The organism is Candidatus Saccharibacteria bacterium oral taxon 488 (assembly GCA_010202115.1).
Taxonomy (GTDB): Bacteria; Patescibacteriota; Saccharimonadia; order Saccharimonadales; family Saccharimonadaceae; genus Nanosynbacter.
Window position 1 is genome coordinate 432,868 of record CP047917.1, and the last position, 17,150, is coordinate 450,017.

29 protein-coding genes are annotated in these 17,150 nt (G+C 49.8%); 2 read left to right on the forward strand and 27 right to left on the reverse strand.

What is annotated here, in order from left to right; genetic code table 11:
- The 3 genes from GWK74_02310 to GWK74_02320 all read right to left on the reverse strand — a co-directional run bounded on the left by GWK74_02310 (position 1) and on the right by GWK74_02320 (position 1,843).
- Positions 1-351: a 50S ribosomal protein L18 gene (locus GWK74_02310; protein ID QHU90347.1), complete on the reverse strand. Its 351-nt coding sequence runs from the start codon at positions 349-351 to the stop codon at positions 1-3.
- Between the two features lie 2 nt (positions 352-353).
- Positions 354-887 (reverse strand): 50S ribosomal protein L6, encoded by a 534-nt coding sequence (rplF, locus tag GWK74_02315; GenBank protein QHU90843.1) that lies wholly within the window; start codon positions 885-887, stop codon positions 354-356.
- A gap of 143 nt (positions 888-1,030) precedes the next feature.
- Positions 1,031-1,843, reverse strand: a complete 813-nt coding sequence (locus GWK74_02320) for a hypothetical protein (protein ID QHU90348.1) — start codon at positions 1,841-1,843, stop codon at positions 1,031-1,033.
- Positions 1,844-2,198: 355 nt separating this feature from the next.
- Here GWK74_02320 and GWK74_02325 point away from each other — a divergent pair, with 355 nt between their 5' ends.
- The gene (locus GWK74_02325) at positions 2,199-2,744 is read left to right on the forward strand and encodes a hypothetical protein (GenBank protein QHU90349.1); all 546 of its coding nucleotides are present in this window, start codon (positions 2,199-2,201) and stop codon (positions 2,742-2,744) included.
- Here GWK74_02325 and GWK74_02330 read toward each other — a convergent pair.
- The 19 genes from GWK74_02330 to rplC all read right to left on the reverse strand — a co-directional run bounded on the left by GWK74_02330 (position 2,737) and on the right by rplC (position 11,903).
- Positions 2,737-3,264 (reverse strand): hypothetical protein, encoded by a 528-nt coding sequence (locus GWK74_02330; protein QHU90350.1) that lies wholly within the window; start codon positions 3,262-3,264, stop codon positions 2,737-2,739. The two genes, GWK74_02325 and GWK74_02330, sit on opposite strands and share 8 nt — an antisense overlap.
- Before the next feature lie 106 nt (positions 3,265-3,370).
- Positions 3,371-3,973, reverse strand: coding sequence for a hypothetical protein (locus tag GWK74_02335; protein QHU90351.1), 603 nt, complete (start codon positions 3,971-3,973; stop codon positions 3,371-3,373).
- Positions 3,963-4,460 (reverse strand): hypothetical protein, encoded by a 498-nt coding sequence (locus tag GWK74_02340; GenBank protein ID QHU90352.1) that lies wholly within the window; start codon positions 4,458-4,460, stop codon positions 3,963-3,965. The genes GWK74_02335 and GWK74_02340 overlap by 11 nt, the downstream gene beginning before the upstream one ends.
- Before the next feature lie 191 nt (positions 4,461-4,651).
- Positions 4,652-5,170, reverse strand: a complete 519-nt coding sequence (locus tag GWK74_02345; GenBank protein ID QHU90353.1) for an RDD family protein — start codon at positions 5,168-5,170, stop codon at positions 4,652-4,654.
- A 91-nt stretch (positions 5,171-5,261) separates the two neighbouring features.
- Positions 5,262-5,663: a 30S ribosomal protein S8 gene (gene rpsH, locus GWK74_02350; protein QHU90354.1), complete on the reverse strand. Its 402-nt coding sequence runs from the start codon at positions 5,661-5,663 to the stop codon at positions 5,262-5,264.
- Positions 5,664-5,683: 20 nt separating this feature from the next.
- Positions 5,684-5,953 carry a 30S ribosomal protein S14 gene (rpsN, locus tag GWK74_02355; GenBank protein ID QHU90355.1) on the reverse strand — a complete coding sequence of 90 codons (270 nt, stop codon included), beginning with the start codon at positions 5,951-5,953 and terminating at the stop codon, positions 5,684-5,686.
- Complete coding sequence (gene rplE, locus GWK74_02360; GenBank protein QHU90356.1) at positions 5,953-6,537, reverse strand: 50S ribosomal protein L5; 585 nt, start codon at positions 6,535-6,537, stop codon at positions 5,953-5,955. Before rplE ends, rpsN begins: the two co-directional genes overlap by 1 nt.
- On the reverse strand, positions 6,537-6,857 hold the full coding sequence (gene rplX / locus GWK74_02365; GenBank protein QHU90357.1) for a 50S ribosomal protein L24: 321 nt from the start codon (positions 6,855-6,857) through the stop codon (positions 6,537-6,539). The genes rplE and rplX overlap by 1 nt, the downstream gene beginning before the upstream one ends.
- A complete protein-coding gene (rplN, locus tag GWK74_02370) occupies positions 6,857-7,225 on the reverse strand; it encodes a 50S ribosomal protein L14 (GenBank protein ID QHU90358.1) in 369 nt (122 codons plus the stop codon). The genes rplX and rplN overlap by 1 nt, the downstream gene beginning before the upstream one ends.
- Positions 7,222-7,533 carry a 30S ribosomal protein S17 gene (gene rpsQ / locus GWK74_02375; protein ID QHU90359.1) on the reverse strand — a complete coding sequence of 104 codons (312 nt, stop codon included), beginning with the start codon at positions 7,531-7,533 and terminating at the stop codon, positions 7,222-7,224. The genes rplN and rpsQ overlap by 4 nt, the downstream gene beginning before the upstream one ends.
- On the reverse strand, positions 7,533-7,739 hold the full coding sequence (rpmC, locus tag GWK74_02380) for a 50S ribosomal protein L29 (protein ID QHU90360.1): 207 nt from the start codon (positions 7,737-7,739) through the stop codon (positions 7,533-7,535). Before rpmC ends, rpsQ begins: the two co-directional genes overlap by 1 nt.
- Positions 7,739-8,152 carry a 50S ribosomal protein L16 gene (gene rplP, locus GWK74_02385; protein QHU90361.1) on the reverse strand — a complete coding sequence of 138 codons (414 nt, stop codon included), beginning with the start codon at positions 8,150-8,152 and terminating at the stop codon, positions 7,739-7,741. Before rplP ends, rpmC begins: the two co-directional genes overlap by 1 nt.
- Positions 8,153-8,788 carry a 30S ribosomal protein S3 gene (gene rpsC, locus GWK74_02390; protein QHU90362.1) on the reverse strand — a complete coding sequence of 212 codons (636 nt, stop codon included), beginning with the start codon at positions 8,786-8,788 and terminating at the stop codon, positions 8,153-8,155.
- Positions 8,789-9,253: a 50S ribosomal protein L22 gene (gene rplV / locus GWK74_02395; GenBank protein ID QHU90363.1), complete on the reverse strand. Its 465-nt coding sequence runs from the start codon at positions 9,251-9,253 to the stop codon at positions 8,789-8,791. It lies immediately after the preceding gene.
- A 2-nt stretch (positions 9,254-9,255) separates the two neighbouring features.
- Complete coding sequence (gene rpsS, locus GWK74_02400; GenBank protein ID QHU90364.1) at positions 9,256-9,522, reverse strand: 30S ribosomal protein S19; 267 nt, start codon at positions 9,520-9,522, stop codon at positions 9,256-9,258.
- Positions 9,523-9,528: 6 nt separating this feature from the next.
- Positions 9,529-10,368: a 50S ribosomal protein L2 gene (gene rplB, locus GWK74_02405; GenBank protein QHU90365.1), complete on the reverse strand. Its 840-nt coding sequence runs from the start codon at positions 10,366-10,368 to the stop codon at positions 9,529-9,531.
- Entirely contained in the window at positions 10,368-10,688 is a 321-nt protein-coding gene (gene rplW, locus GWK74_02410) for a 50S ribosomal protein L23 (protein QHU90366.1), read from the reverse strand. Before rplW ends, rplB begins: the two co-directional genes overlap by 1 nt.
- A 1-nt stretch (position 10,689) precedes the next feature.
- Positions 10,690-11,289 carry a 50S ribosomal protein L4 gene (rplD, locus tag GWK74_02415; GenBank protein QHU90367.1) on the reverse strand — a complete coding sequence of 200 codons (600 nt, stop codon included), beginning with the start codon at positions 11,287-11,289 and terminating at the stop codon, positions 10,690-10,692.
- Entirely contained in the window at positions 11,289-11,903 is a 615-nt protein-coding gene (rplC, locus tag GWK74_02420; protein ID QHU90368.1) for a 50S ribosomal protein L3, read from the reverse strand. The genes rplD and rplC overlap by 1 nt, the downstream gene beginning before the upstream one ends.
- A gap of 270 nt (positions 11,904-12,173) precedes the next feature.
- Between rplC and GWK74_02425 the strand changes: the two genes are divergently transcribed.
- On the forward strand, positions 12,174-12,428 hold the full coding sequence (locus GWK74_02425; GenBank protein ID QHU90369.1) for a hypothetical protein: 255 nt from the start codon (positions 12,174-12,176) through the stop codon (positions 12,426-12,428).
- A gap of 67 nt (positions 12,429-12,495) precedes the next feature.
- On the opposite strand, the gene fusA is transcribed toward GWK74_02425, so the two are convergent.
- The 5 genes from fusA to rpsL all read right to left on the reverse strand — a co-directional run bounded on the left by fusA (position 12,496) and on the right by rpsL (position 17,141).
- Positions 12,496-14,583 (reverse strand): elongation factor G, encoded by a 2,088-nt coding sequence (gene fusA / locus GWK74_02430; protein QHU90370.1) that lies wholly within the window; start codon positions 14,581-14,583, stop codon positions 12,496-12,498.
- Between the two features lie 122 nt (positions 14,584-14,705).
- Entirely contained in the window at positions 14,706-15,617 is a 912-nt protein-coding gene (locus GWK74_02435; GenBank protein ID QHU90371.1) for a hypothetical protein, read from the reverse strand.
- Positions 15,618-15,670: 53 nt separating this feature from the next.
- Entirely contained in the window at positions 15,671-16,165 is a 495-nt protein-coding gene (locus tag GWK74_02440; GenBank protein QHU90372.1) for a YajQ family cyclic di-GMP-binding protein, read from the reverse strand.
- 80 nt (positions 16,166-16,245) lie between these two features.
- Complete coding sequence (gene rpsG / locus GWK74_02445) at positions 16,246-16,725, reverse strand: 30S ribosomal protein S7 (GenBank protein ID QHU90373.1); 480 nt, start codon at positions 16,723-16,725, stop codon at positions 16,246-16,248.
- 2 nt (positions 16,726-16,727) lie between these two features.
- Positions 16,728-17,141, reverse strand: a complete 414-nt coding sequence (gene rpsL / locus GWK74_02450; protein QHU90374.1) for a 30S ribosomal protein S12 — start codon at positions 17,139-17,141, stop codon at positions 16,728-16,730.
- Positions 17,142-17,150 lie beyond the last annotated feature (9 nt).

Here is a 17,150-nt window from a genome sequence, read left to right on the forward strand (position 1 = left end):
CTAGAACTCCAATCCTTCTTGGCGCGCAGCATCAGCCAATGCCTTCAAGCGACCAGCGTACTGGCGGCCGTTGCGGTCAAAGACCACTGCGCTAATTTTACTTTTCTTTGCTTTCTTGGCAATTTCAGTACCGATGGTAGCGCATTTTTCGCTCATCGTACCTTTTGCTTTGGTGCCAACGGTGGTTGCGGCAGCCAATGTCTTGCCAGCGACGTCGTCGATCAGCTGAACACTGACGTGCATATTGCTGATGGTAACCGTCAGGCGTGGGCGCTCTGCAGTGCCTGAAACTTTCGCGCGAACGCGGTTTTTACGGAGAGCGCGGTTGAGTAATTTCTTGTTTTCAGCCATGATTACTTACCTGTCTTTCCTGCTTTGCGCAAAATCTGCTCGTCAGCATACTTGATGCCCTTGCCCTTGTATGGTTCAGGCTTCTTCAGCGCGCGGATTTCCGCAGCGACTTGGCCGACTTGCTGTTTATTGATACCGCTGACGATAATGGTCATCTTTTCATTGGTAACGGTGATGCCCTCTGGGGCTTTGTATTTGACTGGGTGTGAAAACCCGAGCGCCATTTCCAGCTCATTGTTGCTGGAGCTCACGCGGAAACCGACACCATTGACCTCGAGGCGCTTCTCGTAGCCCTTGGTTACGCCGATTACCATGTTGTTGATCAGCGCGCGCATCAGACCGTGCTGGGCGCGAGCAGTTTTGGACTCATCCTTCGGATGAACCGTGACCTGTCCGTCTTCGACTTTCACCTCAACTGCTGGCGTGATGAATTGTGTCAATTCACCTTTCGGGCCCTTTACGACCACATCGCCAGAGTCAACCGTGATTGTCACACCGGCCGGAATAACCACCGGCAGTTTTCCGATTCGACTCAGACTCATTACTCACCTTTCGTGAAATTAATAGTAACTTCGGTATTTTAGCATAAGATGGGGGTTGATTGCAAGGTATACCTCCAAAAGTACGACAAGGCAACCCCGCCCTAGTCGTCAGGTAACTACCCCCAGCTCTTTACTTTTTATTTCTGAGAATCAGCCCCAGCGGCGTTTTTCAAGAAATCGATCACACTGATAGTCTTGAGCGTTGAGATAGATTTAATTTTTCTTGTAGAACTTGTAGATCCTGGCGGGCCACCGTTCCATACCTGCCTACGCTCTTTCACATCTGCCTCTACCCCGTAAAAACTTGCCAATACCTCTTCTTTCAAATAACCAATTTCCTGGATAGATATTGTATCAGTTGTAATCTGGAGACCCGCTTCATTCAACTGATCGGAGAATTCCTCGTTCACAGATTCTGTTAGACCGGATAATATACGCACGGCTCTCCTGAGTCCGTCAATTGTTTTGGCAGTAGCGGGCCGTGCGTCATTGTAGCCGACAATTCCATACTCGTAGCTGTGCTTCACTCCCTCGCATTTGAACTGGCTGAGGGGCATCCCTCCCAGATATGTATCAAAAGTTAAGTCGTATGTGACACCCTCCCTGTCATGGTTTGTGTGTACTGACGAACCCGTCACTAACTCAAATTTGCGCACCTCCTCAGGCTCCTCTTTGAGAAGCCTGTATAGGTCATATTGCTTAGCATCTAAGCCTTTGAATACAAGATCATGCTGACTGTTCGCACAATGACGGGCAAAGGTATTCTGAAGTGGTAGCATATGCTCCGTCGGATCACCATGGATCACATCCAGCTCACGATATGCTTCGCCTATGGTTGAAAAATCCTCCGAAAGGCCGTATGGTCGAATTTTCTTGGAGTCAAATATCGTTTGCCATAGCTCAGTCCGTTTCTGGAAAAGATCATCATAATAGCCACGAATGGCATTCATCTGATCTGTCCGTCAGCATCCCAATGTATAATCCTGGACCCAATGTATTCACGATAGCAGCGGCACTGAGACGATTTGTCGTATCAGTATGATCAATTGGTCTTTCATGTATCTCAAGACGACTGTCTTTGTCGTTTGGCTGTGCTAACTCGTGCATATTTTACGCTCCCAAAGAGTAAAAACTCCGCTTTTAATACAAACCATGTAGTTTCTTAATTATACTATATGTGTGCCGCATGTCAATATATACGCAGTACCAGTTTATGCTAAAGTTCCACTGACTAACCGCAAATTATTTTGGTAGTTTACTTACCCATAGGCGTGTATCATGAGGCCATCGTAAGTGTGCTAATATATGCTTGTGATCTCAAAATACCTCATCGCAAAAATAAGCTTCGTCGTCTTTTCCGCATCTACAGTGCTACTGTATGTTTTGGCGCGCAATGGAACGATGACTGCGGTTTTTGGGCCGATGCTAGCCTATGTTGTATACCTGCTCAATTTTGCACTGCTCATCGCGTCCATACTTTTCTACATCTGGCAGCGCGCTCACAAAGACACGCCGCAGAAGGATCGCTTGGAGGCGCTCGAGACATATGCGCGATTAGATAATGACGGCCTGTTGATTAGTAGCGCGGTAACTATTATTGAGATCGAGGCGGACAGTTTTTGGCAGCTCAAGGAATATGGCGAGACGATCACTATACCCATCAACGCCATGAATCCGCTGCGCCTGCCACCGGTGGGCACGCGGGCAACATTCGCGCCGATTGGCAATAAAGATAATCGAGTCATCGGCGTGATTACCGAGATAACGAACGGGAGGATGACGGTCGCACCGGCACCAACAATCAAGCCCAGTAAACCAAAACTCACCGCCAAAACCATGACGTCTAACTGAGCGGTATCAGCATGAGCAAGGACGCTATCGCTAGCGTGATGTACGCCCCCAGTGCCGGCCGCGTCAACTGTGGCGTGTCATAATGATACACCCGCCGCAGCTCATAATAATCCCACAAACGCCATGCACAAATCGTTAATAAAACGGCAGAAATGAGCGACAGCATCCCGCTAAGCTCAAAATGATATGTTTGATTACTAAAATTAACAACAAACATGAACTCCGCCGCCGCCAAACAGGACCACCATCGCTTATCTCGTTTCAATCCCATTACCGCTACGCAAAATCCCAACGGAATGATCAATCGCACCACCGGCGTGTAGTCAAAAAACAGCTGTGTGTAATATTCAATCGGATATTTATTATTGCCTGCAGCCGCCACCAACGCACCCACACCATAAAATAACGTTAATAACACGATGGCAAACACAAACAGCCGCAACATGTCGTTATAGAACACATCTCGCAGTGTGATAACGTCAGTTTTAGAAGTAGCGGGAAGCTTCAGAAACGGAATCATTTTTGCCTACCGCTAGTCCGTGGACACGTCCTTATGATTTTTCATAAGAATATCGTAGTTTGCGAGGCGGGTACGTGTCAAGGCAACGGGGCGTTTAGCTGAGAGACTACTTCTCTTTTACCTCGCACCAGCCGTTGTTACCGTTAGGATAGCAGGTGATATCAAGATCCTTACCGGTAAATTTTGTAAAGCCAGAATAGCTTACTGTACCCCAATCCTTCTTCATTCCACCACAACCAACGGAAACTTTTATTTTTTCGCCGATCATGCCCACCATGTCTTTAGTGTCAACGACCGACTGGTCGCTAGTTGGATTAGTCTCCACCCAGTCCGATTTTATTTTTCCTGTTCTCTCTGCCCACGCACCAACAAACTTCTCGCCGTTGGCACAGGTGATTTTCCCGCCGATAGTGACGATGTCTCCTTCTTTCGGCGTAGTATTTGTCGGACGTGAGGTTGGTTCTGACGGAGACGGCGTCACGGTTTCAGTGACGCGTACGGTTTGCGTCGCCCGTGGTGTCTCGGTCGTTTGCGGATGCCTGTTTGTCGTGGTCACGGTAACAGTCGCTGGGGCTGGCTTGGCGTCCAATCCCGACAGACCGCAGCCAGAGGCAAACAATGCCACTACGCCCATAAAGCTAGCTAGCGGTCGGCGCAAAACGTTACCAATTTTTCCGCTGATAGTGGATTCTGGGGATTTACGAATCATGGTTATTCCTTTCTTGTGGTTGATTATCTGGATCCTCCGATATTATTACGCCATAAACATGCGCTGCAAGACTGGCCGCAGCAACCTCAACAAGTGTATCTCCGCTATATTCGTGACCCTGTTTATATATATCACGAATTTCCTGCTCTAACCTTTTTCCGACCCTACGCCCTAGCCTCTTCTGACCGGTATTCCTGGTCTGCTGAAGCTTCAACTGCCCTGCTTTTTGTTTTTGTACTAGCCCAGCACGTTTTGCATTTAGTCTATCTACCGTCTGGTCGATGCCGTCCATCTCATGAGTAGACTCTAGTCCACGGCGTATTGTTTTTAGTCTAGCAATACTATCGTCAATCTCACGTATCTCACGGGCAATATCATCTATCTCCTGCCGTATCATCCTCTCTCTATTCACCTCATCAAGTAATACATCAATTGATGATGAACTACTAGGAGTGTATTCCCCTGTGTCGCATACCTTCTCTGTCATTACTTTGGCATTATACCATAAAAGTACTTTGCTAGCAAGCAAAACACTCTCCTAAGGCAATAGATCCCAACGAGACAATGACCAACATTGATACCGGCCGCATTACTCACCTGTATACTCTCGGCTGCTCTGTTGTCTACGTTGCTGAGATCGTAACTCGTCCGCATAAAACAGCGGCGAGTATAACATAACTACTCCTGCTCGCGCTTTGCTAATTGCACCTGTGTCCCTGCCAGCATATCCCCGAGGTGTCGACGGTCGCGGCGTATAGTACCCATCAAGAACATGATGACCAAGAGAGTACAGGAGACAATTGACAATACAATACTCATTGTATCAAACTCGGTATACACTCCGTGAATGACAGCCATATGGCCGATTTGCCAAGGGAGAAATTTGATACCATTACGAACGAAGCTGCGGCTAAAGCTTCTATGTGTAAAATAAACCTCTAGCCCGGCGGTGCGCTTGCCGATGCTACCGCCTTTGAAGTCAAGATAGGTAAATAGTGCGACGACAACCAAAACTGACGCAAACGTAGCGATGAGTTGACTGTGCAACTCAGAAAAGGTCGGGATGCCACCAAGCGTCATAAAATAGCAGGCTATCGACACGGCAAAAAGACAGAGTAGATAAGCGCTGATGACTAGCCAATCAATACATAATTCTTTGATTCGGGCGGTGAATGGGATGGGGTTATTCTGCCGCATAGCTGCATTATAACGGAAGTAGTTTAGGCATGCAAAAAGCGCCCGGAGATTATTTCCCCGAGCGCTTTTCTTTCAACTAGCATTGTCAGGCTTAGTACACCTTTAGTAGCAACTCACCACCAAGTTTAGCCTTGGCTGCCTCGGCGCCAGTCATGACACCTTTTGAGGTTGAGATGAGTACCAAACCGCGGCCGCTTTTCACCTTTGGAATCTCGCTAGCGCCGACGTAAACGCGACGACCTGGCTTTGAAACACGGGTGATCTCGTTGATGGTGCTGTTAGTACCCTCTTCGTTGATGGTCACGACCAGCACGCCACGAGGCTTGGCATCCTCTAGTTTAACATCTGCGAGGTAGCCGTTTTTGACTAATTGTTCAGCGATGACTTTTTTCATCTTGCTGGACGGAACACGAACTTCCGTCTTGCCAACCAGTTTCGCATTGCGAATGCGCGTCAGAAGGTCGGCGATTGGGTCTGTAGTTTGCATAGACATTGTCGAATCTCCTTTCCTTCTTACCAACTACTCTTTGTTATGCCTGGGATTTCGCCCTTGGCTGCTTTTTCGCGGAAATTGATGCGGCTCAGGCCAAACTGGCGCATGTAGCCACGTGGACGACCGGAAATGCTGTCGCGGTTCTTGTGCCGGGTTGGGCTCGAGTTGCGAGGCAATTTCTGCAAACCGTCGAGGTCGCCAAGTTCTTTGAGCTCAGCGCGCTTCGCAGCGTATTTTGCGATCATCTTCAGACGCTTTTTGTCGCGAGCGACCATTGATTTCTTAGCCATTACCTGACGCCTCCTTTCTTCTCAAACGGCATGCCAAATTTCTCCAGCAAAGCTTTTGATGCTTCTTTGTTGCCGTTCTTGATGACAAATGTTACCTGCAACCCGTGCAAAATCTGTGTTTCCTCAAACGTCAGTTCTGGGAAAATTGACTGCTCGATGATGCCTAGGTTGTAGTTACCACCCTTGTCGAATTTCAGGCCAACGCCGTGGAAGTCGCGGACGCGTGGGAGTGCCACGTTAATCAAGCGATCCATGAACTCGTACATCCGAGCACCACGTAGGGTTACACTGACGCCAATTGGCGCGCCCATACCTTTACGGATGCTAAAGCCGGCGATTGACTTCTTTGCCTGGCGGGCAACTGGTGCCTGACCGGTGATCTTTGCAACGGTATTTTTGACAATTTCAAAATGACGCTTGTCATCTTTCTTTTTGCCGGTGCCAACGCTCACGATGATCTTTTCCAAAGCTGGCACTTGGTGCACGTTCTTTAGATCTAGTTCGGCTTGCAGTTCCTTCAGGTATTTCTCCTGGTACAAGGCTTTCAAGCGAGGAGCTGGCACGACGGTTTTCTTCTCTGCCATTATTTAATCTCCTTATTTTTTGCTTGGCGAGCGACGCGAGTTTTGCCGCCGTCAGCGTTCTTTACTAAACCAACCCGGCTGGTTTTGCCTGACTTTTCGTCAACAACCAGCGCGACTTTGCTGATATCCATCGGTACGTGGATGTCTTTCTTGCCGCCTTTTGGATTGTACTGGCTTGGCTTGACGTGGCGGCGCCCGACGCCAACACCTTCGACCAAAACAGTCTGATCTTTGGTGTTAACTTTCAGAACTTTACCAGTCGTGCCCTTGTTCTTACCAGCGATAATTTTTACGGTGTCATCTTTATGAATACGAGCCATTAGAGTACCTCCGGAGCCAAGCTTACGATCTTCATGTAACCCATGTCGCGTAGTTCGCGTGGTACTGGGCCGAAGACACGGGTAGCTTTTGGCTGCTTGTCATCGTTGATAATCACCACGGCGTTGTCATCAAAGCAAATGGTCGAGCCGTCCTTGCGGTGGATTTGGTCGCGGGTGCGAACCACTACAGCCTTGACGACAGATTTCTTTTTGACGTTGCCGGTTGGGCTGGCGTCTTTGACTGAACAGACGATCACGTCACCAACACGAGCGTAGCGGCGGCGGGTACCACCGAGGACGCGGATGCACAATACTTCTTTGGCACCCGAGTTGTCAGCTACCTTGAGGCGAGATTCTTGTTGGATCATTTGTCATCCTCCTTGGTCTCTTCCTCAGCTTCGCCAGAAACTTCAGCCTTTAGTTTGATAGAACCGCGAGACTTTTCAATCACCTTGACCAGTGTAAAGCTCTTGGTCTTGGAAATTGGGCGAGTCTCTTCGATTTGCACCTTGTCGCCTTCGCCTGCTTCATTGGTCTCATCATGAGCAGTGTATTTGCGAGTCACGGTGTACTGTTTGCCGTAGAGCGGATGCGTTTCGCGGCTGGTGACCGTCACAGTGATGGTCTTGTCGCGCTTGGCACTCGTTACGACGCCAATCAGTGTTCGTCGGGCCATTACTTGCTCTCCTTTTCGTTAAGTTGTGTCAGCAGGCGTGCGATATCCTTGCGGAGTGAACACAGCGCTTTTGGATTAACTAATTCGCCAGCAGCGTGAGAACGTTTTGCTTGAAGCAGGTCATGTCGCTTTTCGGCGAGTTCCTTCTTCAAATCATCAATCGTCTTTACAACTGCTGCTTTTGTAGGTTTCTTTGTTTCAGCCATTATGCGTCCTCCCGTTTGATGAACTTACATTTGACTGGTAGTTTGTGGCTCGCCAGGCGCATTGCTTCGCGGGCTACTTCCTCAGAAACGCCCTGCATTTCAAACATCACCGTGCCGGCCTTTACCTTGGCAACAAAGAACTCTGGATTACCTTTACCACCACCCATCTTCAAACCAAGTGGCTTGCGAGTAACTGGGGTGTGCGGGAAAATCCGGATCCAAATCTTACCACCACGCTTGATGTAGCGGGTCATTGCCTGACGAGCAGACTCGATTTGGCGAGAGTTGATGCGCTCGTTTGATTGTGATTGCAGTGCAAAGTCGCCGAACGCGATGTAATTACCACGGGTTGCATTACCACGGTTTTTACCGATGCGCACTTTGCGGTGCTTGGTTTTCTTTGGTAACAGCATTTAGCGACTCCTTTCTCCCTTATAAATCCACACTTTCACGCCGATGATACCAGCTGGTGTCTGGGCGCGAGCGCAGTGGAAGTCAATATCAGCGCGAAGGGTGTGTAGCGGCACTGAGCCTTCGATCACCTTTTCGCGGCGTGCCATTTCAGCACCGTTCAAACGACCAGCCACCTCGATGCGGATGCCTTTAGCGCCAGCACTCATGGTGTTTTGTGCGGTCATTTTGGTTGCCCGGCGGAAGTTGATACGGCGTTCCAGCTGGCGAGCGATGTTCTCTGCCACCAATTTAGCTGCTAGTTCCGGTCGGCGCACTTCTTCGATGTTGATGCGAACAGGTGACCCGACAATTTTCTCAACTTGCTTTTTCAATTCATTCACGCCTGCACCGCCACGGCCGATCACCACACCAGCTTTTGCTGTGTGAATGGTTACCGTGATCAAGTTGGCACTCCGCTCAATCTCAATGCGATTGATGGTTGGGCGTGAGGCAAATTTCTTCTCAATCAATTCGCGGATTTCGTGATCCTGGCGAATTGCCTCCGCGAACTCTTTCTTATTGGCCGTAAACCAACGAGAGCTCCAGTTCTTGTGAACTTGTAGGCGGAAGTTGATTGGATTCACTTTTTGACCCATTTACTTTTCCTCCTTTTTTGCCGTGGTTTCGGCGGCTTTTTTCGCTACAGGCTTGGCAGGTTTGGTCTCTGCTTTAGCCTTGGTCTCTGGTTTCTTCGCAGGCGCTTTCTTTGGCCTCTCGGTACCAGTTACTTCAACCAAGATGTTTGAGGTCTTTTTCTGGAACGGCAAAGCGCGGCCGCGTGACGCTGGCTTAAAGCGGCGTAGACGCGTACCAGTGGTAACGCTCAAGGTGGTAATTACCAAGCTTTTGGCGTCCAAACCGTGGTTGTTGATGGCATTTGCCTTGGCGCTGTCGATTGCCTTTTTGACTGGCAAAGCAGCGCGTTTTGGCACGTGTTCCAAGATAACCAATGCATCAGCGACGGTGCGGCCACGTACCAGCGCAGCCACCAGGCTGACCTTGCGTGGTGTTTGGTCAACACCTTTGGCGTAAGCGCGAACAGTATACGTAGTATCAGCCATGATTACTTCTTATCCTTTCCGCCGTGCTTACGGAACTTACGAGTTGGGCTAAACTCACCGAGTTTGTGGCCAACCATGTTTTCAGTAATCAGCACAGGCACGTGCATCTTACCGTTGTAGACGGCGATGGTTCGACCGACCATTTCTGGGGTGATGGTCGAAGCGCGCGCCCACGTTTTGATAACGGTTCGATCGTCAAGGCTGAGAGCAGCGACTTTTTTCGCAAGCTTCACATCGACGAATGGACCTTTCTTTAATGAACGACTCATCGTGATTTACCTCTTCCTCTTCGCGTCGTGACGCGTGCGTACGATTAATTTATTTGAGCCTTTGCGGCGGCGAGTTCGATAGCCCAGCGTCAATTGACCCCATGGCGTACGTGGTGCTTTACCAGTACCGTGGCGTCCACCGTCACCACCACCATGCGGGTGATCTGCGGCGTTCATGACGACACCGCGAACCGTTGGGCGAATACCCTTGCGGCGGCGGCGACCAGCTGAACCGATCTTTACGTTCTGGTGCTGGATGTTACCGACTGTACCGATGGCAGCGGTAGCTTCCAGGCGAACTTTGCGAACTTCGCCAGATGGCAATTTGATGGTTGCGTAATTGCCTTCTTTGGCCATCAACTGAGCTTTGGCACCAGCAGCGCGAACCATTTGCGCACCTTTGCCGGCAGTCAGTTCAATAGCATAAATCATCGTACCAACAGGGATAGCAGACAGTGGCAGGCGGTTTGAGGCCTCAATTGGCGCTGTCTCACCAGTCTGAATCGTCTTACCCTTGACCATTGAGGTGTCGGCCAATACGTAATGGTACAAATTGTACTGATCTTTCACCCGAGCGATACGTGCTGAACGGTTTGGATCGTACTCAATTTCTTCAATTGTCAGCGTCAGACCAGCCGGCAAATTGTGGTTCACCAAACGGTAGTGACGGCGAACGCCACCGCCGCGATGACGCACGGTGATGCGGCCTTGGTTGTTACGGCCAGCATTTTGCTTTTTGGCTTTGGTCAGACTTTTGAGCGGTTTCCTTGTCGTGATATCCGACAAATCCTGGCTCGTCATGCCGCGACGAGCAGGAGTGGTTGGATTGTAAGCTTTCACTGGCATTACTTGGTCTCCTCCATCTGCTGCTCTACTGCGTCAAACACATCGAGCTTATCGCCATCTTTCAGCGTCACGTAAGCCTTCTTCCAATCCTTGCGCGTAGTCGTGCCAGGATAGCGGTTTTTGCCTCGTGAGAAACGCACAGCTTTGCCGTCTTGGACCAAGGTTTTCACCTTCAGAACAGTAACGTCAAATTGCGCTTCAACTGCTGCTTTGATCTCGTTTTTATTCAGGTTCAGCGGAACGCGGAACACGTAGACGCCGTTGGCGCTCACGGCGTAGGCCTTCTCGCTGATGCGTGGGATAATTGTCATCTGTTTCATATTACGCTTCCTCCTTACTCAGCCATTCAGTGACTACTGGCAGAGCTTTCGGGGTCATGACAATAGTATCCGCATTCAGAATGTGGTAGACGCTGAGATAGCTCGCACGAATCACCAGTACGTTCTGAATGTTGTTTGTCGCACGCATCAATTCTGGCGTCTTTTCGTCGACGACGATCAATACGCGGCGCTCAAACTTGTTATCCGCCAAGAAGGTTGCGACTTCTTTGGTCTTGCCAGTCGTCTTGATGTCCTTGACGACGATCTTCTTCGCTTCATTGGCTACCGTCAAGGCTTGGCGAATTGCCACTTTCTTGGCGGTTTTAGACAATTTTTTGGTGTAGTTTTCGTTGCCGCGTGGGCCAAAGACCACACCACCGCCGCGCCAGATTGGGTTACGGGTTGAACCGAAACGTGCTCGACCAGTTCCCTTTTGCTTCCATGGCTTTTTACCACCACCGGAAACTTCACCGCGCTGCTTGGTGGTTGCGCTTGCCAAACGAGCGTTGGCTAGGTAGCTGTCGTATGCCAATTTCAACAGTTCGTGGTTTGGCACTTCAACAGCGAAAATGTCTTTAGGAAGTTTGGTTGATTCAGCCATTACTTGTTACCTCCTAAAATGATCAGCCCTTTTCGTGGCCCAGGCACAGCGCCCTTCACCCCGATCAGATTGGTCTCTGGATCAACATATGCCACTTCCAGGTTCTTGACCGTAACACGCTCGTGACCCATGTGGCCAGCCATCGTCTTACCCTTGAACACTTTTTGTGGATACATCGAGCCAATTGAACCTGGCTTACGAGTATTACCTTTACCACCGTGCGTCTTGCGGTGACGCTTAAAGTTGTGGCGTTTAATGGTTCCAGCGAAACCTTTACCTTTGCTGGTTCCGGTCGCATCGACAGAATCGCCGACTTCAAACGCGGAAACGTTGATTTCATCGCCAACTTTGAGTCCCTCAGGGATCTCGTCGACGCGGAATTCCCGAATGTGCTTCGGGGTCACTTGGGCTGGCTTGACGTGTCCAGCCACGGCCTTGCTCAGGTTCTTACCCTCTCCATAAGCGACCTGCACCGCATTGTAACCGTCGGTTTCGACAGTCTTCACCTGAGTCACGGTGACAGGGCCGGCTTGGATCAGCGTTACCGGAATGGCTTTGCCGTCTTCAGCCAAGAGCTGGGTCATACCAAGTTTGGTACCGAGAAGTGTTTTCACTTTTCCTCACTCCCACTTAAATACTCCTGATGACGTGCGGTTTCTGGGTTCTGAGTGAGGCGTTCACGATAAACACTTCAACCATAGCCAGACCTGCTCATTCATCGAGGAGAACAGTTGATATTACGCGTAATAGAAATTACTTTGTGATTGTAACACACATTGGTCTGTGGCGTCAACAGTGGTAGAATGTTGGTCTGGACTATTGACACGATGTTGATTACCTGCTATAATCTGACAGTTTGAATAAAATAGCAAGAGGAGTAAAGCATGACTGCAACATCAGAAGCTAAGGCCTGGACAGATTATGACAAGGTCACAAGAAATCCGGAAACCGACAAAGACAGGAGAAAGTTCTTCGAATGGTTCGGGCAACTAACATATGAAAAAGTTGAAAATGGTGAACTATCGTATGAGGATCTAGAGACACTGGACCCAACCATACAACAAGCTGTAGAGATTGCTCTCAATTTATATGCGGAATCACAGCAGGAAGCAGCACGAGAAGCTGCCGAGACACAATAACCCCTGGCCTCAGCTAACCAGCAATAATACCGCCCCAAGGAGCGGTATTATTCATTATTATCACACGCTAGGCGTTGCGCTTCTCGATAATCTCCTGCGCCACGTTTGGTGGAACTTCCTCGTACTGCGCGAGCTCCATGGTGCTGGCTGCGCGACCCTGTGACATCGAGCGGATGTCTGAGGTGTAGCCAAACATGTTCGCCAGTGGCACGAAGGCCTTGACCAACTTGGCGCCGCCCATCAAATCTTCCATGGTATCAATGCGACCACGACGTGAGTTCAGGTCGCCGATGATGTCGCCCATGAACTCTTCTGGGGTGGTGACTTCAACTTTCATGACTGGTTCAAGCAGAATTGGCGTTGCCTGTTTGATACCTTCGCGGGCTGCCAACGAACCTGCCAATGAGAAGGCCAGCTCTGAGGAGTCAACATCGTGGTATGAACCATCGTACAGGGTGGCTTTGACGTCAACCACTGGATAACCAGCGATAACACCACCTTCCAAGGTTTCACGAATACCCTTCATGACAGCTGGGCGGTACTCTTGCGGCACCACACCACCCTTAATTTCATCAACAAACTCAAAGCCTTTACCAGCCTCGTTTGGCTCAAAGCGTACCCAGACGTCACCGTACTGACCACGACCACCAGACTGCTTGGCGTGCTTACCCTGAACTTCAGCTTTGCCCTTGATTGACTCACGGAAGGCCACTTGCGGCTCACCGATATTCGCTTCAACCTTGAACTCACGCTTCATACGGTCGATCAAAATATCCAAGTGCAACTCACCCATTCCTGACATGATGGTCTGGCCGGTCTCTTCGTCAGTGTGGATGCGGAAGGTTGGGTCTTCCTCAGCCAAACGTTGCAAGGCGAGCGCCATCTTTTCTTGGTCGGCCTTTGACTTTGGCTCAACGGCGATGGAAACTGGCGGCTCTGGGAATTCAATTGATTCCAGGGCAATTGGGTGCGCCGGGTCAGTCAAGGTGTTACCAGTACCAGTGTTCTTCAAGCCAACCACCGCAGCGATGTCTCCAGCAGAGATCTTGTCGATCTCCTCGCGCTTGTCGGCATGCATTCGCACGATACGACCAATACGCTCCTTATCGCCAGTCGTGGTATTCAAGACATAGCTACCAGAATTCAAAACACCTGAGTAGACGCGGATGAAGATCAATTTACCAACAAATGGGTCAGTCGCGATCTTGAATGCCAAGGCACTCATCGGCTCTTTGTCGTCTGGTTTGCGGCTCACTTCGTCGCCAGTCTTTGGATTTTTACCCCAAATCTCGTCGACGTCCAGTGGGCTTGGCAAGTAGTCAACCATCAGGTCAAGCACCTTCTCGACGATGACACCGCGGCCGTCACCACCAGTCACCAAGAAGAAGTCACCAGCCAGCACGCGCTTACGCAAGGCAGATTTCAGCTCGTCGATAGTAATCGCCTCTTCACCTTGGTCGAGGAACTTCATCATCAATTCGTCATCAGCCTCAACGGCGTTTTCTACCAGCAAGCTGCGGGCATTTTGGCATTTCTCCAGCATATCAGCTGGGATTTCACCCTGCACCAATTCGTGGTCAGAAAAGTCAGTGTAGGTATACGCTTTCATGTCGATGAGGTCAACCACACCGTTGATGGTCTTTTCAAAGCCAATTGGGATGTGAATTGGGAAGGCTTGCTTACTCAAGCGGTTGTGAATTGATTCCAGAGATTTCCAGAAGTCACCACCAGTTTGGTTGATCTTGTTAACGAAGCAAATGCGTGGCACGCCATATTTGTTAGCCTGGCGCCACACCGTCTCAGACTGCGCCTCAACACCCATCTTACCGTCGAACACCGTCACTGCACCGTCGAGCACGCGGAGTGAACGCTCCACCTCAGCGGTAAAGTCGATGTGCCCTGGGGTGTCGATGATATTGATCTTGTGATTTCTCCAGAAACAAGTCACCGCTGCAGAGGTGATGGTGATACCACGCTCTTTTTCCTGCGCCATCCAGTCGGTGGTCGCACCGTCGCCGTCACCCTTAACTACACCAATTTTATGTGTCAAGCCAGTGCGGTACAAGATACCCTCAGTGGTCGTCGTTTTACCGGCGTCAATATGGGCAATGATACCAATGTTTCTAAAGTTTTGTAATGGAACGTTTGCTGCCATTGTCTTTCCTTTGTTAAAAATAGTTATTGTTCGAGATTCTCCGGAGCTATTTTGACGCACCAAAAAACTACGCTTGAGCTGTATTATAGCAGACGATTGGCGTTTTGTGAATGAGCCCTGTCTTAGCGCGGAATTTGGCTACGACCTGATTGGATTTGTTGTATACCCTTGGCCATGAGTAAATAATCTTTGTTTTGAGCATCAGACCGACCAAGGAGCGTTGCACACACCATCATCACTAGAGAATCACAGACTCTCGTGGTGGCGAGGGTTTCCACGGAGACAGATTGCACATACATCGCACCCGCCGTATTCAATTCAACCCATTCCCTATTATGAAGCGCGAGGCCCTTATACATAATATCGTATGGCATATACGGATCAAGTGAAGCCAGTACCTTGCAGTGAATGTTTATCGCCTTAATGACTCGATTAAGGTCTCTATTCGACAATCGCCTAAAAGGAATTTCATTAATCGGAATATCTGCTAGCTCCTTGATCATTCGAGCTGAGTCGATACAATTATTGTTTGGATCAACTGGTCGTATATTATTCAAATAATCAAGGACCTCAGGCGTGTACAGCTGTAAAATAGCCTTGGCCTGTTCAATATCCATCAGCTGCGGAAACTGGATAAGGACATCCAGCGGAACGACATACTGGGCCGTGGTGCCCTCTGGTGTTACGCCAAGACCACCAAGTGCGATTTCTGGATCAGACTTGTTCGCGACAATCAGGCAACCGGCGCACTGGAGTTTATGATCTTCAATATATACGTATTCTGCTCCGTTTTTGGTATGTTGTTGCACCCATCCGCTTACCGCCATCAGCTGACCGATAAGCCCGGCAAATAGTTCTTGGTTAATCCGCACAGTGGCTTCTAGATACTGATGAGGATTGAGCTTTCGAACGTCGGCCATTCGTTCTCGAGCCAGGCGGAGGACAGTGGCGACTTGCTGATTGAAAACAGCCTTATCAAGTAACGCAAGGTTCTCGGGCAGCGGGGCGGCAGATGGGGTGGACTCAGTCGTCATCTCTTAATCATACGGCGTAAAAGCCGACTGACGCAACCATAACCATAAAGCTCTTAGCGATAATTCACGCATTGCAGCGGCGTGTCATAATCATTTTCACGCACCAAGCCAACGACTTTCTGTAACTCATCTTTCGAGGCGGAGGTGACACGGACGAGGTCGCCTTGGATTTGCGGCTTGGCTTTGGGCGCCGCAGCGCGAATGTCGGCAGCGATGCGCTTGGCGGTCGGCTGGTCGAGGCCTTGTTTGAAAGGAATTTCCCAGGTGGTTTTGAGGTTTGAGGTGACCTTTTCTTTGGTGAGACCGAGGACTTTGCTCGACTGACCCCGAGCCGCCAGTTTCTTGCGCACGATGTCCAGCACCGCATCAACCTGCCAGTCGTTATCACCAGTGAGCTTGAATCCTTTTTTATCATCCAGCCAGTCAATCCCAGCGCTCGTCCCCTTAAAATCGTACCGCCCTTGGATCTCTTTTTCCGCCTGCATGAAAACATTATTCAGCTCGGCTTTGTCAATTTCTGACACAATATCAAATGAAAAACTTGCCATTTACCCCTCCTCGTTTTCCTCATTATAACAAAAATCGCCCATTTTTCAGAGCGATTTCTGAGTTTACATTTTCCCGACAATTAGCCGCGAGCAAAGTGTGCAAAGGCACGGTTGGCTTCGGCCATCTTGTGGGTGTCTTCCTTCTTCTTGAAGGCGGCACCAGCTTCGTTATACGCATCAACGATTTCCAGCGCCAAACGCTGTGAATATGGCATGCCACTACGAGCGCGAGCTGATTGCACCAGCCAGCTGAACGCGTAGTGCAACTGCCGGTGTCCCTGAACTGGGAATGGGATCTGGTAGTTGGCACCACCGACACGGCGGCTTTTCACCTCAAAGTTTGGACTGACGTTTTTCAAGGCTTTCTCAAACACTGCCAGTGGATCTTCTGAATCCAATTTCTTAGCAGCAGTTTCCAGCGCGGTGTAAACAGCACGCTCAGCCGCCAATTTCTTACCATCCAGCATTGACTTGTTGATCAAGCGCTGCACCAGCACGCTTTGGTAGCGGCGGTCAGGCTTAAGTTCACGTTGTAGTTTCTTGGTAACTTTACGAGGCATGATTACTTATCCCCTTTCTTGGTACCGTACTTTGAACGGCCCCGCTTGCGGTTGTTGACACCTTGAAGGTCCAACGCGCCACGGACGATGTGATAACGCACACCTGGAAGGTCAGGCACACGACCACCGCGGATCAAGACCACAGCGTGCTCCTGCAAGTTGTGACCTTCACCACCGATGTAGGCCCAGACTTCGTAGCCGTTGTTTAGTTTCACGCGGGCAACTTTACGCAAAGCTGAGTTTGGTTTCTTTGGCGTCTTGGTCGTCACACGCACACACACACCACGCTTGAGCGGTGCATTCTGGTCGTAGTAACGCGTTTTCAGGGCGTTGTGAATGCGACCCAGTGCTGGCGACTTGGACTTTTTCTTAGCCGTTTGGCGCGGCTTGCGCACCAATTGGTTGATAGTTGGCATCCAATTTCT

Bases quoted from the DNA above. Each gene is read 5' to 3' on its own strand.
- GWK74_02310 (QHU90347.1), bottom strand. From the start codon at position 351: ATGGCTGAAAACAAGAAATTACTCAACCGCGCTCTCCGTAAAAACCGC.
- GWK74_02320 (QHU90348.1), bottom strand. From the start codon at position 1,843: ATGAATGCCATTCGTGGCTATTATGATGATCTTTTCCAGAAACGGACT.
- GWK74_02325 (QHU90349.1), top strand. From the start codon at position 2,199: ATGCTTGTGATCTCAAAATACCTCATCGCAAAAATAAGCTTCGTCGTC.
- GWK74_02330 (QHU90350.1), bottom strand. From the start codon at position 3,264: ATGATTCCGTTTCTGAAGCTTCCCGCTACTTCTAAAACTGACGTTATC.
- GWK74_02335 (QHU90351.1), bottom strand. From the start codon at position 3,973: ATGATTCGTAAATCCCCAGAATCCACTATCAGCGGAAAAATTGGTAAC.
- GWK74_02340 (QHU90352.1), bottom strand. From the start codon at position 4,460: ATGACAGAGAAGGTATGCGACACAGGGGAATACACTCCTAGTAGTTCA.
- GWK74_02345 (QHU90353.1), bottom strand. From the start codon at position 5,170: ATGCGGCAGAATAACCCCATCCCATTCACCGCCCGAATCAAAGAATTA.
- rpsH (QHU90354.1), bottom strand. From the start codon at position 5,663: ATGTCTATGCAAACTACAGACCCAATCGCCGACCTTCTGACGCGCATT.
- rpsN (QHU90355.1), bottom strand. From the start codon at position 5,953: ATGGCTAAGAAATCAATGGTCGCTCGCGACAAAAAGCGTCTGAAGATG.
- rplE (QHU90356.1), bottom strand. From the start codon at position 6,537: ATGGCAGAGAAGAAAACCGTCGTGCCAGCTCCTCGCTTGAAAGCCTTG.
- rplX (QHU90357.1), bottom strand. From the start codon at position 6,857: ATGGCTCGTATTCATAAAGATGACACCGTAAAAATTATCGCTGGTAAG.
- rplN (QHU90358.1), bottom strand. From the start codon at position 7,225: ATGATCCAACAAGAATCTCGCCTCAAGGTAGCTGACAACTCGGGTGCC.
- rpsQ (QHU90359.1), bottom strand. From the start codon at position 7,533: ATGGCCCGACGAACACTGATTGGCGTCGTAACGAGTGCCAAGCGCGAC.
- rpmC (QHU90360.1), bottom strand. From the start codon at position 7,739: ATGGCTGAAACAAAGAAACCTACAAAAGCAGCAGTTGTAAAGACGATT.
- rplP (QHU90361.1), bottom strand. From the start codon at position 8,152: ATGCTGTTACCAAAGAAAACCAAGCACCGCAAAGTGCGCATCGGTAAA.
- rpsC (QHU90362.1), bottom strand. From the start codon at position 8,788: ATGGGTCAAAAAGTGAATCCAATCAACTTCCGCCTACAAGTTCACAAG.
- rplV (QHU90363.1), bottom strand. From the start codon at position 9,253: ATGGCTGATACTACGTATACTGTTCGCGCTTACGCCAAAGGTGTTGAC.
- rpsS (QHU90364.1), bottom strand. From the start codon at position 9,522: ATGAGTCGTTCATTAAAGAAAGGTCCATTCGTCGATGTGAAGCTTGCG.
- rplB (QHU90365.1), bottom strand. From the start codon at position 10,368: ATGCCAGTGAAAGCTTACAATCCAACCACTCCTGCTCGTCGCGGCATG.
- rplW (QHU90366.1), bottom strand. From the start codon at position 10,688: ATGAAACAGATGACAATTATCCCACGCATCAGCGAGAAGGCCTACGCC.
- rplD (QHU90367.1), bottom strand. From the start codon at position 11,289: ATGGCTGAATCAACCAAACTTCCTAAAGACATTTTCGCTGTTGAAGTG.
- GWK74_02425 (QHU90369.1), top strand. From the start codon at position 12,174: ATGACTGCAACATCAGAAGCTAAGGCCTGGACAGATTATGACAAGGTC.
- fusA (QHU90370.1), bottom strand. From the start codon at position 14,583: ATGGCAGCAAACGTTCCATTACAAAACTTTAGAAACATTGGTATCATT.
- GWK74_02435 (QHU90371.1), bottom strand. From the start codon at position 15,617: ATGACGACTGAGTCCACCCCATCTGCCGCCCCGCTGCCCGAGAACCTT.
- GWK74_02440 (QHU90372.1), bottom strand. From the start codon at position 16,165: ATGGCAAGTTTTTCATTTGATATTGTGTCAGAAATTGACAAAGCCGAG.
- rpsG (QHU90373.1), bottom strand. From the start codon at position 16,725: ATGCCTCGTAAAGTTACCAAGAAACTACAACGTGAACTTAAGCCTGAC.
- rpsL (QHU90374.1), bottom strand. From the start codon at position 17,141: ATGCCAACTATCAACCAATTGGTGCGCAAGCCGCGCCAAACGGCTAAG.